Origin of the sequence: Intestinimonas massiliensis (ex Afouda et al. 2020) (genome assembly GCF_900626285.1) — a bacterium.
Classification (GTDB): domain Bacteria; phylum Bacillota; class Clostridia; order Oscillospirales; family Oscillospiraceae; genus Flavonifractor; species Flavonifractor massiliensis_A.
In genome coordinates, this window is record NZ_LR131147.1 from 2,040,412 (window position 1) to 2,053,667 (window position 13,256).

A 13,256-nucleotide genomic window follows, 5' to 3' on the forward strand; every position below is an offset into this window, starting at 1 on the left:
CTTGAAATGATTGAGGGAATGCTGCCTCAGCTAAGGCGGCACAATCCGGCGACAGATGATTTTCATTTACACTGTCCTCCTTTCCGAGCATTGCTCACGATGGTATTCATTAAAGAGTGTCTTCGCAAAGGCTATAATCGTAGGTCTTCGGCTTCTTTGACCCTGCCGATCTGTCCTGCCCGTAGAAATCATGATTGACGAGCGCGGAGTAGTAATTGTCTATCGTCAGAGAGGCGTTATACAGAGCGGTCAACAGGTACGCCCGGATATTACGGATGTCTGACGGGTTCTTGTTCATTGCTTCCAGAACGTACTCTATGTGGCTGCTATTCAGCTTGAGAAAGCGGGACTTAACCACTTGCTGCGGCATATCCTCGCCATTGATACGGATGGTCGGAGCGGTAGAGCAGACGGCATCCAGCATGATGTCCATGATCTCCCGGAAGCGGTCTTTATCGAACTTCGGATCCTGACAGAGAATGTTGTAGTCAAGATTCTCTTTGATAATCTCTTCATACTCGCTTCGCTCATCCATCCTGTCCATCACATCAAGATTGATGGATTGATAGTTCTTTGAGAGAGTATTTCTTTCTTGTGTAATTACTTGGATAGTATTTCTTTGTGCGGGATTTTCCCTATGGGGATTCTCCACGTCTGGATTCTCCACATCGGGATTTTCCCTGTGTGGATTATCCCTGTGTGGCAAACCAGCTTGCGGCATCTCATAGATGTCGAACTCCGTGCTGACCATTCTGCCCTTATCATCTCTGCCACGGTGACGGACAAGGTAGCCGTTTTCCTCAAGCTCCTTGAGTGCCGAAAGTATGGCGTCGGGACCTTCCTTGCAGAGTGCTGCAAGACCACGGGTGGAGAACTGCCAGCCGTCGTTGAAGGACAGCATCTTTGAGAGAAGACCGACTGCTTTGAGGGAGAGGTTCTTATCTCTCAGGTGGGTATTGCCCATGACCGTGAAGTCACGGGTTTTATTGACGCGATAGACTGACACATGATCACCCTGCCATTTCCGCAGATACTTCAACGCCGCAGATTCCAAAGTAGCGGATGCGGATGACGTTCTTGCCCTTCGGGGTGAAGTAGGTCTGAGAGCCGGTATAGCGGAAGGTCACGAAATCCCGGACGATGAAGAGTCCTTCGTTGCTCTTCTTGTTGTAGGGAAGAAGCTGACCGGAGGGAGAGCGGAACAGATACCCTTCGTTAAGCAGGAATTTGACGAACTTGCGCTCCGGGATTTTCAGTTCCTTCGCCGTGGTGCAAATGTTGGTGCAGTCATCTGGATTGACGAAGACGTCAAAGTAATCGGCTTTCGGTCTTGCGATGCCCAGCTCCGCTTCAAGGGCATTGGCGCGATTCGTTTCCTTGAGCAAGGTCTGCGCAAGCTCTATGATGACCGCCGGTTCCTTCTGAATGCGGTCCAGCAGGGATTCCGTCATGTAGCAGCCGGTCTTGCGGATCATGGGAACAACCTCATCGAACAGCCAGTGTTCAAATCTTTCCGCCGAGGGGAGTTTGCTATGGACAATTAGCCTGTAAACATCACCCTCCGTAATGTAGGAAAGGGACTGCGTACCGCCGCTCGTAAGGGTGTCCCGTTTTAGGACACCCTTGCAATGGTCAATAATTGCCTTGCCGGGTCTGGCATATCCCAATGCTCTTGCAACATCTGAGCCGCAGAACAGAAGTGTTTCTCCGTCGAGGATCGTCCTCACCTCACCGAACTGTTCATTCTTGAAGACTTCGATTTTGTTATCCATGACAGGTTTCCTTTCCGGCATCAGATGTGCCACTTTGATTTTTGAGTGTAGAAACGGGATTGCAGCAGTAGGGACACTCTGCAAACACGCAGGACTGATATTTCCAGTGAGGACGGTGAAAGCGGCAGCTTCGGCACTCAGGGAGAATGCCATCCGCGCCGCTGTCAAAATGCTCAAAGCCGGGTATGGTCTGCATCAGCAATTCCAGTGCTTGCAGATCACCGGCTGTCATGCGTTTCATGCTTAAAAACTCCTTTCCTTCGCCGCATCGCCAGCAAATATTCCGGCTTTTGGGCAACAAAAAAAGAGGGTTTGCTTCTTACTCCAAATTGGAGAAGAAACAAACCCTCTTCGTTTACGATGTAGTTCAGATGATTTCTCGGATGGTATGAATGACACCGAGCAGCAGCCCGATGAAGAAGGCAAGTCCTCCGATAAGACCGCCTATGATTAAGTTCAATGCGAAGATGCCGACTGAGCCGGAGATACCGTAGCCGCTGGGAACGAGCCAGAGGCACATCCTCCGGATGCCAAATGGCAAGCCGACGCAGATCCACATAAGGAAGTAGTCACATACGCCGTCAGGCATATAGATCGGCTTGAGAAATGACGCGAGGCAGAACGCAAGCGCGATTGGAAGCAGAACCTCCTTCAAGAAGACTTTGATAGCACCCACTATATCCTCCTTCTGCCGGAAGTGTGCAGCGGCACACTCCGGCTTGCTTGATTATTGTGAAAGTCCTTTGTTTTCGGTCAAAAAAAGAAGGGACTAAGCCAGAATGCCTTGGTTTTCAAGGTCTTTCTGATTTAGTCCTATTATCGCACAATAATCCTTGGTGATGATGGTGCGGATCTTCCCGTTTTCCATATCCGTCATCATCTGCTGAAAGCCGGGGCGGTTGAAGCTGCCCCCGGAATAGCCATCATCCACATAAAAGCGGGGGTTGGGGAAGCGGCGCTCCCGTGCGTACCGCTCCAGGATATTCCGCTGGTTCTGGATGCTGTTGGACTCTCCGTCCGCCCCGTCATCCTGGCTAAGACGGCAGTACAGGGCGGTGATCTCATTCTGGTTTGACTGTTTCATACAGCCCTCCTTTTTTCTCGTCAAACCGATTCAGCGCATCGCGCCTACACAATACCCCAAAGCCTGGGCAATGTCCAGTCCTTTAGGCACACAGCTTTCCCTGCTGCGCGTCCAGGTTGATGAGGGTTTTCAGCTTGTCCTCCGGGGTGGCGCTGCCTTGCTGCGGGAACACAGACACCACACGGATAAGCCGCCCATGGGAGCGCTAAAGGCGTTCCGCTTTTACCTGTTGAACATCATCTTTCGCTTCTTCTGACATTTTCGTTTCCTCCATCTCTGGTCGGGAAGGTTCGGCAACTTTGCCAAACCTTGCTGGGCAGCGCTTTTGGTGATTTCATCAAAAGCGGTCTCCCGGCTCTGTGGTATATTCCGCTCCTCCCGCGGATCGCCTTTGACACTATTGTCAAAGGCGATTTTCTGCTCCTGTGACATAAAAGTGACGCTCCTGACGATTCGGCTGAAAGCGCCCAGTTTCTCTCTGGGGCCATACCTATCCCCCCCTCTGGGCCTGCGAGGCCACACGGGGCCTCCTGTGGCCTTACAGAGGCTATTGCTGGGTGGAGAGAAGGAAGCACTCCTCACAGAGCTTGTCCGCCAGAAACTCCAGCTGCGCGATCTGCTCCGGGGCAAGTTCTCTGGCCGTTGGGCAGCGGGCGATCTGCCGGATGTTGGAGTAGATATGGTTCACGGCGGGATGCGGGTCCAGCTTCTGCCTGGGCATTCGGGCGTGGATCGTGGCCTCCTTGATCAGCTTACGGAAATAAGTTGTGACTGGCAGTCTGGTGATGGCCAGATAGCGGCACAGCCGCTGGTACTGCTCCTCTGTCATGCGGACGGACAGAGAACAGCTGTTGTCCCGCATAGGTGGGCGTGGCTTGTGTTTATGCCGCATAGGGGTACCCCAGCTTTCTCACCTGCCGGAATTGCTCCACCACCTGGGCCAGCCGCTGGACGGAAAAGCCCAACTGCTGGGCGGTGCCGCAGCCGCTGTTGAATACCCTGGCCACGGCGTTGATGTCCCGGCCAGCCTCATCCGCAAAGGCGATGGCCGCTCTCGTCTCCTCCTCCCGATAGAGCATGGGGCGGTTTCGCTCCAGCTCTCTCATCAGCCAGGCGTTGGCGGATAACCCGGCAGCCCTGCTTTTCTCTTTCAGCTGGTCGTATTCCTCCTGGCTCATCCGGATGCAGGTACGGTGTGTTTGTGCGTTCATGCAGCTCCTCCTCTCGGAAGACGGCTCCAGGGCCATCCCCGGTTCTCGCACCCATCCTAACAGATAATGCGGACAGTCTGTGTCCGCATTAAAAAAGAAAAATGGGGGTCTCATGATGCACCCTGCCCTGGATTTCTTGACCTCCAGGGTGCTAACATGGACACCCTTGTACGGATTATAATGTACCCAATCATGTAGACAGTTTATTGAAAAAACGACACCCTGATGCAGGTGAAAATCGGGTCCGGCAAGGTTGCCGAACCCGATTTTCAGCGCAATGGACTGCCGCCGGAATTGCCAAATGTTCCAATGAGATCGGGTTTGACAATTTTGTCAAACCCGATCTTGCGTGGAAAATCTTCCGAAAACTTTTCGGCAACCTTGCCGAAAAGTTCCNAACCCGATTTTCAGCGCAATGGACTGCCGCCGGAATTGCCAAATGTTCCAATGAGATCGGGTTTGACAATTTTGTCAAACCCGATCTTGCGTGGAAAATCTTCCGAAAACTTTTCGGCAACCTTGCCGAAAAGTTCCGCCCGCAGGCGGCATTGGGGACAGGGGTTTCCCCTGCAAGGGCGTTTTGACATCAAAACGCGATGCTTGCGTGAAACACCCGCCCTGAAGGGCGGGCGTTTCACCGCCGCCAGGGGCGGCGAAGCCTTGCTCGGCATGGCCTGATTTGACTTCTCGCCGCACGGAACCAGGTCACACGCTTAGGTATACCGATGAGCAGAAGATCTGGCCGTCCGCCTCAAGCAGGGCATCATCACGTATGCCAAAACCTGTGAGACCTATGTGGCCTATCTGCGCAGACATCTGTCTCATGATATTTGGAAGGAATTTTAGAATTACACCGGCGCGGTGACCTGCACCGCTCAGAACAAGCAGGACACCACCTACCTGGGCCGCTTTACCTTTGACACCATCTTGGACTTTTAGGGGCCCAACCGGGTGCTGACCATCCTGGCAAGAGGATTTCTGTTCCATAACGGGGACAGCAGCCCAGCCGAAGCGCCCAGAGAGCGCATCGACTATGCCAAGCGGGGCTTATGCGCCTGGTGCAGTGTGCCGGACAGCGAAAACGCCACGCCCCGGGAGGTGTGGCAGTTTGGCAATGATTTTGGAGGACTTTATTTAGAATTTCCCGGCCTTGCGGAAACCTTTCACGCATTTCTTCTTATCATGGTCATGGCGGGAGAACAGTCTAAGTTTTTCTCGCCGGATGGTCGATAAAATAATAAAGAGTATTTGTTCTGGTGGCAGTACCTATCGCAGTAACGAAGAGTAGGGAAAGATAGGCGAGATCAACATTTCCAGCTATACAATTTCAATACGGCTCTAAACGGTGATCCGTTTGTTGCATCCGATGATCACTATATCATTGATCCCGATGTTGCGCCCCCGGAAAATTTCAAGTGGTTTTATGAAAAGAGCGGAGACGCTTATCGTACCACCATCCGAATGAATTCGCTTACCGTGGAGGATGTGGATGGCAACAAAACAGTCACGGATTACACTACTGATGAGTTTGATCCCAAAGATCCCTTAAAAGCACAAACATGGGTTTCCTACACAGACGAGGATGGCATAGAGCATCGGCTCAGCACAGATCTTGTGTTCAACAATAGCAAAGAGGATCTTCGGAATGTTGCGGATTTGCTGTCCTTCTCTGATACAGATATGGATAAGGCCAGCTTGCTCAATCAATTCCTGTCCAACTTGCAGCTCTATCCGAAGCGGTATTTTGACCGTTTCCCGACAGTCTCCCGCAGTATGGATTTTATGGTTTAACACAAAGTTTATATTATTGATGTTGGGAGGGAGTATCCATGCAAATTGGCGGCTTGGGAACCAGCAATACGGCCAAGCTGGGTGGCGCGTCGAACATCCAAACATCGGCAAAAAAGGCTGTTAAGAACGCGATCACAGATGGCTTTGTAAAACAGATTCAAACACTGGCCCACGAGGATGCGGAAAAGGGCATCTATATGGACAAGGAATTTATTCAACTTCAGCGTGCCCGAATGGAACGGTATGTCTCTCCTGATCGTGCCAGCCCGATGGCCAAAGTAAATTCCATTATGAAAACATTGGATCAAGAGCAGGAGCGGATCAAAGTCTATTTGGAGCATCTTTTCGGCGACTATTCTGCCGAAATCAAAGGCGATTCGACATTCCGGACAGCTGAGGTTTATTCACCAGAGGGAGAACTGATTGCGAGTTACAGCAGCTTTTATGGCCAATGGACGATACATCAGACGAAAGCGGAATTCAATTTTATTACGGAAACGGACATGATTTATTTGCAGGCATTTCGGGAAGCCCGTGCGGAAATGAACGCTGCCGTAGACACTCGGGCATGACCCGCAAGAATGAGAAAGTGAGGAAACCAGGATGATGAGAATTGATCGAAACCTTGCCCCGCAACCGCGGGAAACGTACGCTCGTGCGGCTGCGGCGGAGCAGAGCAACACCAGTAAGAGCAACCCAACCACCGGTGCAGATACGGTGACGATCTCAGAGGAAGGACGTCAGGCGTCCATTGCTGCACAGATGGAAGCCGCCGGCATTGACCCGGCGCTGGCGGAAAAACTGGCTTCCGGCAAAATCCAAATCGTCGAACCGGATTGGGATACCTTTGAGATACCTACTCTGGTAGTAAATCCAGATCCGAAGCTTTTCGAAACAACGTTTCTTCAGACTGTGACCAGCGAAAAGGAAGCTCTGGAGACCCAGGTACGGAACTATTATGCCCCCATGCTGGCCGAATTGGAGGGTATGGATCGGGATGAGGCGATCCATTACCTGTACCGCACCTATGTGCAGTCCTGGTTGGGTGATTTTGCTGTGGACGGAACCGAACTTCCGGATCCGCCGGAGGGAATGACCAAGCAGTCCGCCGCTATGGCGTATGACCAGCTGAGAAGCCTGTACCTGACCGGAAAGCTGCATACGACGGAAGATCCCTACGCTCTGGGGGAGGAAGGCATGAACCGACTGGAGAATATATACGAGTTTGCCAAGGAGACCGCCCAGGCCGCCTGCGACAAGGCCCAGCAAGAGTTGGACGCCCAAGCGAAACAGTATGCCGCCGAGCAGAAGGAAAAATTCAAAGATTGGATCGCGAAGGTCAACAGCGGAGAGTTGACTGGAACCTGCATGGGCTTTATGACGCTGGGGTAAGGAACACCAGACGAAGGCTTATGCCGTCATACTGCAAATGACCCACAATTTCCACCGACGTGGATTGTCTGAGCTTACAGCGGCCAAAAAAACCATCAAAGCAAGGGGGTGCACTCTATGGAGATGAATAGCATTGGCAGCCGAGATTTAAGTCTCACGAAATACACGCTTCCAACCGGCGAAAAGCGTAAAATGGAGCTGACGGCCACGTCCCTCTTTCCCGAAGAGGAGGTCCGGGAGACGGAGGAGAGCCAGGCCCGCTATCGGAAGTATGAGAAGATCATCCGCAAGATGTATTCGGGCAGGCGGCTGACCGCGGCGGAAATGCGCTTTCTGCGCCAGCATTACCCGGAAGCTGCGGCCAAGGCGGAGCGGATCCAGCGGGAGATTGAAATGGTCGAGGAGCAACTCCGCACCTGTGACACCCAGGAGGAGGCCGAGCAGGTGTACGAGCAGGTGCGGACGCAGGCGCTCGCCCGGTTTGCCCAAAAAGATTCCTCCGGGCTTGCTGTGCTGGCCGCCGTCCAGCGGATGCAGCCCGCCTGCAAAGCTGGGCAGGGGTCGGAGAGCACAGAGCAGAAGGAGGGCGACAGGGCGGCGCTCCTCCCCTGGCAGCCGGAGCAGGCATTTGATATCAGCATTTTAGAGAAACACCAGCGGAGCGTTGATGTAAAAGCGTAAAGGAGGCACAACGAAATGTCTTTGATTATTTCTGACACCGGAGCTATGCGCCTGCCCGACGCTCTGGTAAACAGCGGCTGGGTAACCAATATCAAGCCATCGGGCCAGCAGGCGGAGCCGACCACGGTTGGGGAGAAAATTCAATTTTCCCCGCCGAATTTTGATCGGGTGGATTTAAGTAAGGCGGTGAGTCTGGACGACAAGATGGTCCCCTGCGGAGTCCAGAACGAGGCAAGGCAGACGGATGCCGTTCCGCACGGTACAGGGACTGAAATCAAAAAAAGAGAAATCTCCCAAATGCAGTATGCGGATGGAAGTTTCAATTTCTCCCTTCCAGAAGATGCTGCACAGCGCAATGTAGACATCTGGGAGGGACACACAAAGGAAATAGTTATATCTCTTTCCCCAGAAGGAAAACACTATCAAGCAATTAGACAAATGACCAAAGAATGGAACGCTTTCGTCGAGCAGTTGAAATCATCCATCAATGGATCTGGGATGGACTATTTTGAGAGCCAGCGCTTTGTAAAGGAAAGTTTTACTTCTCTCTATACCGATTGGATGCATAATAAGCCTGAACTTTTCAAAGTATTGTTCGATCAAGAAAAAGACCACTTTGCCAATCGCGAGTGGAATCTGATTGCCAAACCGGAGGGTTGGACTGATGCAGACTTCGAGTTCTGGGAAAATTATGACCCCTGGACGGAAAGCAAATGATGTGAATAACCTGATAACCGATTTTCCGGAAGGGGTGTAACAAAATGACGATCACAGACATTGCCCGTATGATGATGACCTCAGATCAGTATCAGCGTGGAGTCACACAGCCGAAATATCCAAACGGCGCTGCGGTAGCGCACCCTGATACGCCGGATGACGGGATGGATATTACCGGGATGACTGCGGCGGATTTTCATATCATCCCTGTGTCCAAGGAGATCGAGCAGAAGGTGCGGGACAGAGTATTTGAGAATATGAAGTACCGCTATGGCATGACCGGGACAGGCAATGAATACGGAGAAATGGTACATAGCTATTTGATGTCTATCCCCGCCAAAGACCGAAGGGACGCGGCCTACACCATAGATCAAATTCATTTTGACGAAGTGGAAAAAATCAATGCCTTTGTCAAAGCCCATGTCCCAGGCTGGCAGCCGGGGCAGGCATTTGATACCAGCATTTTGGAAGAATACCAGTGGGGAATTGATGTAAAGGCGTAACTGTTTTGCCTTTGAACAGCGGATTGTTTTAAGGAGGATATTCGTGTGAATGTGAGAGGAGTATCTGAGGGGATTTATTTGCCCTGCATTTGGTTGAATCCGACGACGCAAAAAGCGGAGGTTGGTACTTATAGCTACACAGCTCTGATGGAAAAATTTCAAAAGCAGGTCGAGCAAGTACAAGGGAAGCCGCCTGAGTTGGGCAATCAAACACTGTCAGAGGCGGAAATCCAAGCGCTTGCGGAAAAGTATGATCCGCAAAACATGTCACAAGCAGAGTATGACGAATTCATCCGATATTTGGAGAAAAAAGGCGTCCTAAGTCGGCTTGAAACCAGCGACCTGGGAATGTCCCGTATCACGATTGTACCGGGGTATTTTGAGCCTGCCTATATCTGGACCTCATCTTCCGGTATGGGATCCAGTGTCCGTTCACTGAGTGATGTGGGTGGAAACGCACTTCAGTTTGCGCAGATCATGTCCCAGTGGGCAGTGCCTGACAGCAGTTTGCAAATCAGGCAAGGCGCCTATTCCAAAGTGCTGGAGATCCTAAACCAAATGAACGCGGTGAGAGGGGCCACAGGGAGCGGGGCAACTACATCGCCTTTGATGATGGATTTAAGCAGCATTCAACTGACCATTGACCACATCAAGAACGAGCGAATCCAGACCGTGTAAGGGCCCTGATTGCTGGCAGAACAGACAGTTAAGTTATACACAGGTTACGATATCGCTTAGTTTGTGAAAGGATAGAGGATTTCTATGGTTTGTGGAGTCCAATACGCTGAAAAGGCTGTAACCAATCATGCCAAAAGGGCAAAGGCATCCAGCGTTCCCACCGTCAGCTGGGCGGATGTTATGGCTGGTACCGTTCCAAGCGCCAGCTTTGTAGTGTGCAGCAGTTCGGAGGATCGAACTGCCATGCAGGCGTATTTCTCCAATGTTTTTTCGAGCGCTCCTGCGTTTTCCTCCGAGAACAAACATCCTATGCCTGACCTTTCCGCTGTATTGACAGATGAGGAATGGGAGAGCCTCAGCCAGAAGTATGATCCATCCAACATGACACAGCAGGAATACACTGCGCTTCTGAATGAATTGCACGATGCAGGTCTGCTCAGCGATGAGGAACTGAAACTGCTCTCCGTTTGCGAGGATGGACTTTCCTCCTGCACAAATATAGGCGGCATCCATCTTTCGCCGGTATTCCCGGAGCTGCTGAGTGGTCGTTGCGTTATATCGTTGACCAACAACGCTGATTTTCCGGATGGACAGCCTGTTGGCTTTTCCTCCGGTAAGGCGTATTGCGATGTGTTTGCAATATCTGCGTGGGAGGCAGCATTTCGCTATTATGATCAGGAACGCTCGGAATGGCTTCCGACCTGTAAGGCGCAGGCGTTCCAGCAGCTTGACGCCATCCTACAAGAGATGGTGTCGCACAGGTGAGATGTGCGGAATGCATCCTGTTACAATCATACAGAACAGGCATCTGCCTCAGCTTCTTCAGCTGACGGTGGCTGCCTGTTTTGTTTATAGTAATTCAATTCGTTTGCCATTTTTAAAGCCAGGTGAAATCCACAGAGGAAACTGTCCATAGAGCGTTCCTCCGCCATTAGATTCTGGGTATCCATGATCCGCAGCACCAGTTTTCTCTCTGGTTTTTCCAATCGCTCGATGAGCTGCTTGTGACAATCTTCAATTTCCTGCTCAGCCTCCGTCATGGGCAGTGGCGTGTAAAATCTGTTGTAGAGTTGTTTCAGTATGTCATTCATGTGTCCTACCTCCTCGTAGCAAGACACCATACCACAAGCGGATAGAAAAAGCCACAACAATATTTGCATTACTGCAATCTAACTAGATTCAAATTTTCGAAAGTCGTTTTTGTGAAACATCGAGAGATTGTTTTTCGCAGCACTTCTCAAATAGCAGGGGCGAGGACAGTCAACCAGCTATCGGCGTTCTTTTTTGATGTGCGCAAAAAGAAGGGCCTGCGGATTTCCGCAGACCCTTTCTCGTTGATGTGCAAAATCGGTTTTGTTGTTGTCCTTATGTTGGGGTACCTTCATCCTCCCGCTTTTTTTAAAAATTCTTCACATTTTTCACCGGTTTTCCACCACTTGCACAGCAGAGGGGCGGAATAGTATAATATCCTCAAAAAAGGGGGTATCTCTATGTCACAGATCATCGACGCCAAAGGCAAGCCCTGTCCCACGCCCGTACTGATGGCCAAAAAGGCCATGGCGGAAGGGGCGGATTCCTTCACCATCCTGGTGGACAACCAGACCGCTGTGGAGAATCTGAAGCGGCTGGCGGACAACCAGGGCTTTACCGCCGCAGTCCGGGAGGAGAACGGGGCCTTTGCCCTTGACTTCGTCAGGGGCGAGGGCTGCGCCGCCTGTGAAGAGGCCGTGAATTCTCCCCTGCCCGCCGCGGGAGCGGACTGGGCGGTCTTTGTGGGCCGGGACATCATCGGCGACGGGGACCGGGAGCTGGGCACCAACCTGATGCGGATGTTCTTCTACACCCTGACCCAGAGCGACGACAAACCGGGGGCTGTACTCTTCATGAATGCCGGGGTCAAGCTGCCCACGCTGGACGAGCAGGTGGCGGAGCACCTGAAGGCCCTTTCCGACGCCGGGGTGGAGATCCTGGTGTGCGGCACCTGCCTGAACTTCTACGGCCTTACCGATCAGCTGAAGGTGGGCACCGTCAGCAATATGTACGACATCGTCACCCGGATGCAGAAGGCCGCCAAGGTCATCAGCCTGTAATGGACTACGGTCTCATCACCTTTGCCTCCACCTATGGGGCCATTTCCGCCCAGAAAAAGCTGGCGTCGGTGGCCCCGGTGCGGGTAATGCCGGTGCTGCGGGAAATCTCCCTGGGCTGCGGCATGGCCCTGCGGTTCCCGCCGGGGGATCTGGCGGCGGTGCGGCAGGCCCTGGCGGAGTCGGAACTGAAGCCGGGTGAGTACGCCTTTTACGCCATAACGGGAAGCGGCCCCGCCTTAAAGGCGGAGCCGCTGTAGGGGACCATCAGAAAATCCAGCCGATGAGGATGGACAGGGCGAAGGCGACAACGGCGGGCATGAAGTTCTCCCACCGGGTGGGCTGCTCAAACAGGGCCTTCAGCAGCAGCACCACGCCCGCGATGCGCAGCAGCCAGGGCAGCAGGGCAAACAGCACCAGGAAGGGCAGACCCACCAGGACCAGCACCACCGGGATCAGAATAATGGCAGCCACACAGATCAGGCACAGGCTCAATAAGGTGATCATGGTTCTTTCCTCCTTTGTTGGACCCAGTGTATCATGTCTATGTGAAACCGCCTTAAAAGGAGCCTTAAAATTTCATAAAAAATAGAGCGGCGGCCAGGGCAGATACCCTTGACCGCCGTCTTGTTTTATGGTTCTGCAATGCCATGGACAAAGGTCAGACGCCCCTGATCCGGGCTGTCCCGGCGGCTGTCGTAGGAAAATCCGTAGACCGTGCCGTCGGTCCGGACCAGGTTGGCCACCAGGGGCGTGGTGGCCAGGGTCACCTGCCCCTCATCACCCTGGATGACGATGTGGTATTCATCGGGGACGGACACCACCTGGCTCCAGCCGGTGACATGGACCAGCCTGGCCTGATCCCACAGATAGCCGGCCTGGGCTGCCAGCAGCACCGCCAGCACCGCCAGCATGGCCCCATTCTTCCGCCAGGTCCGCCGCCGTGCGGTGCGGGCCAGCAGAACAGCCAGCCAGATCAGGGTGAGCAGGGGGACCAGCAGATACCCCAGGGTGTACGCCTCGTGGAAGGTATAGGAAAACCAGCGGTAGTTGCCCACCTCCGCCAGGGCGTTCTGCCACAGCCAGACCAGCCAATAGAGCACAATGGCCGCCGCCCCCGCCGCCCGGAGGGCGGCCTGCCGGCCGAACCGCCGGGCCGTCTGCCGCAGCACCTGCTCTGCCGCGGGCTCCGCCGGGCCGTCTCCCATGTCTGTCAGCAGCTTTTGGCAGGCCGGACACCGGGCGGTGTGTTCCTCCACCAGCGCCCGGCTCTCCCCGCTGCACGCCCCGTCCAGATAGAGCGGAATGAGATCGGCCACGATCCCGCAGGTCTTGTCCAT

At 53.1% G+C, this 13,256-nt stretch carries 22 protein-coding genes; 11 read left to right on the top strand and 11 right to left on the bottom strand.

The window, feature by feature from the left end:
• Positions 1-109 precede the first annotated feature (109 nt).
• The 8 genes from E0E41_RS10230 to E0E41_RS10265 all read right to left on the bottom strand — a co-directional run bounded on the left by E0E41_RS10230 (position 110) and on the right by E0E41_RS10265 (position 4,067).
• Entirely contained in the window at positions 110-964 is an 855-nt protein-coding gene (locus E0E41_RS10230; protein WP_118600784.1) for a DUF6017 domain-containing protein, read from the bottom strand.
• A 46-nt stretch (positions 965-1,010) separates the two neighbouring features.
• Positions 1,011-1,772 carry a phage antirepressor KilAC domain-containing protein gene (locus E0E41_RS10235; RefSeq protein ID WP_130869807.1) on the bottom strand — a complete coding sequence of 254 codons (762 nt, stop codon included), beginning with the start codon at positions 1,770-1,772 and terminating at the stop codon, positions 1,011-1,013.
• Complete coding sequence (locus E0E41_RS18950; protein WP_117570518.1) at positions 1,765-2,013, bottom strand: hypothetical protein; 249 nt, start codon at positions 2,011-2,013, stop codon at positions 1,765-1,767. The genes E0E41_RS10235 and E0E41_RS18950 overlap by 8 nt, the downstream gene beginning before the upstream one ends.
• Before the next feature lie 126 nt (positions 2,014-2,139).
• Complete coding sequence (locus E0E41_RS10245) at positions 2,140-2,448, bottom strand: DUF6050 family protein (RefSeq protein WP_005934801.1); 309 nt, start codon at positions 2,446-2,448, stop codon at positions 2,140-2,142.
• Between the two features lie 93 nt (positions 2,449-2,541).
• Positions 2,542-2,856 (bottom strand): recombinase family protein, encoded by a 315-nt coding sequence (locus E0E41_RS10250; protein WP_130869808.1) that lies wholly within the window; start codon positions 2,854-2,856, stop codon positions 2,542-2,544.
• Between the two features lie 222 nt (positions 2,857-3,078).
• Positions 3,079-3,288 carry a hypothetical protein gene (locus tag E0E41_RS10255; RefSeq protein WP_130869809.1) on the bottom strand — a complete coding sequence of 70 codons (210 nt, stop codon included), beginning with the start codon at positions 3,286-3,288 and terminating at the stop codon, positions 3,079-3,081.
• A 115-nt stretch (positions 3,289-3,403) separates the two neighbouring features.
• A complete protein-coding gene (locus E0E41_RS10260; RefSeq protein WP_130869810.1) occupies positions 3,404-3,748 on the bottom strand; it encodes a hypothetical protein in 345 nt (114 codons plus the stop codon).
• On the bottom strand, positions 3,738-4,067 hold the full coding sequence (locus tag E0E41_RS10265) for a plasmid mobilization protein (protein WP_130869811.1): 330 nt from the start codon (positions 4,065-4,067) through the stop codon (positions 3,738-3,740). The genes E0E41_RS10260 and E0E41_RS10265 overlap by 11 nt, the downstream gene beginning before the upstream one ends.
• 951 nt (positions 4,068-5,018) lie before the next feature.
• Between E0E41_RS10265 and E0E41_RS10275 the strand changes: the two genes are divergently transcribed.
• The 9 genes from E0E41_RS10275 (at position 5,019) to E0E41_RS10315 (ending at position 10,594) form a co-directional block, all read left to right on the top strand.
• Positions 5,019-5,300 carry a hypothetical protein gene (locus tag E0E41_RS10275; RefSeq protein ID WP_130869813.1) on the top strand — a complete coding sequence of 94 codons (282 nt, stop codon included), beginning with the start codon at positions 5,019-5,021 and terminating at the stop codon, positions 5,298-5,300.
• 252 nt (positions 5,301-5,552) lie between these two features.
• Entirely contained in the window at positions 5,553-5,858 is a 306-nt protein-coding gene (locus E0E41_RS10280; RefSeq protein WP_191400110.1) for a hypothetical protein, read from the top strand.
• A gap of 38 nt (positions 5,859-5,896) precedes the next feature.
• Positions 5,897-6,430: a hypothetical protein gene (locus tag E0E41_RS10285; protein ID WP_130869815.1), complete on the top strand. Its 534-nt coding sequence runs from the start codon at positions 5,897-5,899 to the stop codon at positions 6,428-6,430.
• A gap of 34 nt (positions 6,431-6,464) precedes the next feature.
• On the top strand, positions 6,465-7,250 hold the full coding sequence (locus E0E41_RS10290) for a hypothetical protein (protein WP_130869816.1): 786 nt from the start codon (positions 6,465-6,467) through the stop codon (positions 7,248-7,250).
• A 117-nt stretch (positions 7,251-7,367) separates the two neighbouring features.
• Positions 7,368-7,931, top strand: a complete 564-nt coding sequence (locus tag E0E41_RS10295; protein ID WP_130869817.1) for a hypothetical protein — start codon at positions 7,368-7,370, stop codon at positions 7,929-7,931.
• 15 nt (positions 7,932-7,946) lie between these two features.
• Positions 7,947-8,648 carry a hypothetical protein gene (locus E0E41_RS10300; RefSeq protein WP_130869818.1) on the top strand — a complete coding sequence of 234 codons (702 nt, stop codon included), beginning with the start codon at positions 7,947-7,949 and terminating at the stop codon, positions 8,646-8,648.
• Between the two features lie 44 nt (positions 8,649-8,692).
• Entirely contained in the window at positions 8,693-9,151 is a 459-nt protein-coding gene (locus tag E0E41_RS10305; protein ID WP_087348679.1) for a hypothetical protein, read from the top strand.
• Positions 9,152-9,196: 45 nt separating this feature from the next.
• The gene (locus tag E0E41_RS10310) at positions 9,197-9,829 is read left to right on the top strand and encodes a hypothetical protein (protein ID WP_130869819.1); all 633 of its coding nucleotides are present in this window, start codon (positions 9,197-9,199) and stop codon (positions 9,827-9,829) included.
• A gap of 180 nt (positions 9,830-10,009) precedes the next feature.
• On the top strand, positions 10,010-10,594 hold the full coding sequence (locus tag E0E41_RS10315; protein ID WP_165450537.1) for a hypothetical protein: 585 nt from the start codon (positions 10,010-10,012) through the stop codon (positions 10,592-10,594).
• A gap of 26 nt (positions 10,595-10,620) precedes the next feature.
• Here the strand turns inward: E0E41_RS10315 and E0E41_RS10320 are convergent, their stop codons facing one another.
• Entirely contained in the window at positions 10,621-10,920 is a 300-nt protein-coding gene (locus E0E41_RS10320; protein WP_130869821.1) for a DUF6809 family protein, read from the bottom strand.
• A gap of 399 nt (positions 10,921-11,319) precedes the next feature.
• Between E0E41_RS10320 and yedF the strand changes: the two genes are divergently transcribed.
• On the top strand, positions 11,320-11,919 hold the full coding sequence (yedF, locus tag E0E41_RS10325) for a sulfurtransferase-like selenium metabolism protein YedF (protein ID WP_130869822.1): 600 nt from the start codon (positions 11,320-11,322) through the stop codon (positions 11,917-11,919).
• Positions 11,919-12,176, top strand: coding sequence for a DUF3343 domain-containing protein (locus E0E41_RS10330; protein ID WP_130869823.1), 258 nt, complete (start codon positions 11,919-11,921; stop codon positions 12,174-12,176). Before yedF ends, E0E41_RS10330 begins: the two co-directional genes overlap by 1 nt.
• 7 nt (positions 12,177-12,183) lie before the next feature.
• Here the strand turns inward: E0E41_RS10330 and E0E41_RS10335 are convergent, their stop codons facing one another.
• The gene (locus E0E41_RS10335; RefSeq protein WP_130869824.1) at positions 12,184-12,423 is read right to left on the bottom strand and encodes a phage-shock protein; all 240 of its coding nucleotides are present in this window, start codon (positions 12,421-12,423) and stop codon (positions 12,184-12,186) included.
• Between the two features lie 125 nt (positions 12,424-12,548).
• Positions 12,549-13,256, bottom strand: a complete 708-nt coding sequence (locus E0E41_RS10340) for a zf-HC2 domain-containing protein (RefSeq protein ID WP_130869825.1) — start codon at positions 13,254-13,256, stop codon at positions 12,549-12,551.